The sequence below is a fragment of the Vibrio sp. V08_P9A1T1 genome (genome assembly GCF_963874405.1).
In the GTDB taxonomy this organism is placed as follows: Bacteria; Pseudomonadota; Gammaproteobacteria; order Enterobacterales; family Vibrionaceae; genus Vibrio; species Vibrio anguillarum.
Map to the genome: position 1 here is coordinate 1 of NZ_CAWNIB010000240.1, position 2,029 is coordinate 2,029.

Sequence of the window (2,029 nt, forward strand, 5' to 3'; positions counted from 1 at the left end):
ATAGTGCTCTTTAGCGCTTATTTTTAGGATAAAAAACCAAACTCCAATTTTTCATCTAAATTTAAGCAAACGTTTGGTTTACAGACAGGCGTAAAAATAACTTGTAATTCGACCATTCAAAACTAGAATAGACGTCTAGATGTAGAAACACCTACATAAACTAATGAATAACGATGGTGAGCGAAGCTTGCCATAGTCCAACGATTAAAAGTGGAGCTCTCATGGTTAAGCACCTGTTTACTTCTGAATCCGTTTCAGAAGGCCATCCAGATAAAATTGCAGACCAAATTTCTGATGCAGTTTTGGATGCGATTCTAGAACAAGACATCAAAGCGCGCGTTGCTTGTGAAACTTACGTGAAAACCGGCATGGTCATGGTTGGTGGTGAAATCACTACCTCTGCATGGGTGGACATTGAAGAGCTTACTCGCCAAACCGTTCGTGAAATTGGTTACGTCAACTCAGAGATGGGTTTCGATGCCAATTCTTGCGCCGTTTTGAATACCATTGGTAAACAGTCACCTGATATCAACCAAGGTGTTGATAAGGCCGATCCTAAAGAACAAGGCGCCGGTGACCAAGGTATTATGTTCGGTTACGCGACCAACGAAACTGAAATCCTGATGCCAGCACCGATCACCTACGCTCACCGCTTGATGCAAAAACAAGCAGAAGTGCGTAAAAATGGCACGCTTTCTTGGCTACGTCCTGATGCAAAGTCTCAAGTTACCTTCCAATATGACCAAGGTAAAATTGTCGGAATTGATGCAGTCGTTCTTTCAACGCAACATTGCGACTCTATCTCGACAGCTGACCTACGCGAAGGCGTCATGGAAGAGATCATTAAGCCAGTGTTGCCAGCCGAGTGGCTTAGCAAAGAGACCAAATTCTTCATCAACCCAACCGGTCGTTTTGTGATTGGCGGCCCAATGGGTGACTGTGGTTTAACTGGTCGTAAGATCATTGTTGATACCTACGGCGGCGCAGCGCGTCACGGTGGTGGTGCATTCTCTGGTAAAGATCCATCAAAAGTAGACCGTAGTGCAGCCTACGCGGCGCGTTATGTAGCGAAAAACATCGTAGCGGCAGGCCTTGCTGACCGCTGTGAAATTCAGTTGTCATACGCCATTGGTATTGCAGATCCAACCTCAATCATGGTCGAAACCTTTGGTACTGAGAAAGTATCACAAGAGATCATCATTGAAGCGGTACGCCAGCACTTCGACCTACGCCCATACGGCCTACAAGAAATGCTCAATTTGCTGCAACCGATCTACAAGAAAACCGCCGCTTACGGTCACTTCGGCCGTGAAGAGTTTCCTTGGGAAGCGACTGACAAAGCCGCCATCCTGCGTGACTTTGCTGGCTTGAAGTAATTTTCAACCTAGTTTAAATTTGTAAGCCCTTGCTCATTCGCAAGGGCTTTTTTCTAGGAATGAATCTGTGCCTAATTTTGAGCTACATTACCGTGCGCAAGTAAAAGCAAAACAGTGCATCACAACCGCTCGTCACTATTTTCAACACGACTTCCCTATGCCGAGTATCAGCTATCAGTTACGGGGAAAGGCGGCAGGTAAGGCTTATTTACAACGTTGGGAAATCAGACTGAATCCAGTGCTGTTTGCTGAAAATCAACGCGCCTTTCTCGATGAAGTGATCCCACATGAAATCGCCCACCTAATTACCTACCAGCGCTATGGTCGCGTTCGTCCACACGGTAAAGAGTGGCAGGCCGTGATGAATCAAGTGTTTCATTTACCAGCCAATACCACTCATCGCTTTGAAGTCTCTTCTGTGCAAGGCAAAACCTTTGAATATCACTGCGCCTGTGCGCATTATCCGCTCACTGTCCGTCGTCACAATAAAGTGATGCGCAATCAAGCCACCTACCGCTGTCAACACTGTGCACAAACGCTCCATTTTACTGGCGTGCAGCTTTCCTAAATAAACTTTGGTTGCTGCTACTTGAATCTACAGCGGTGTGGTTACACCTATCTGCAATTAACAACAAAAACATCATTTATTATTC

At 45.6% G+C, this 2,029-nt stretch carries 2 protein-coding genes; both read left to right on the top strand.

Annotated features, from left to right (window positions below; all coding sequences use genetic code 11):
- Window positions 1-221: 221 nt before the first annotated feature.
- Window positions 222-1,376, top strand: a complete 1,155-nt coding sequence (gene metK / locus AACT21_RS09585) for a methionine adenosyltransferase (protein ID WP_026027375.1) — start codon at window positions 222-224, stop codon at window positions 1,374-1,376.
- A 67-nt stretch (window positions 1,377-1,443) separates the two neighbouring features.
- Window positions 1,444-1,944, top strand: a complete 501-nt coding sequence (locus AACT21_RS09590) for a SprT family zinc-dependent metalloprotease (protein ID WP_017045505.1) — start codon at window positions 1,444-1,446, stop codon at window positions 1,942-1,944.
- The last annotated feature ends 85 nt before the right edge of the window (window positions 1,945-2,029 follow it).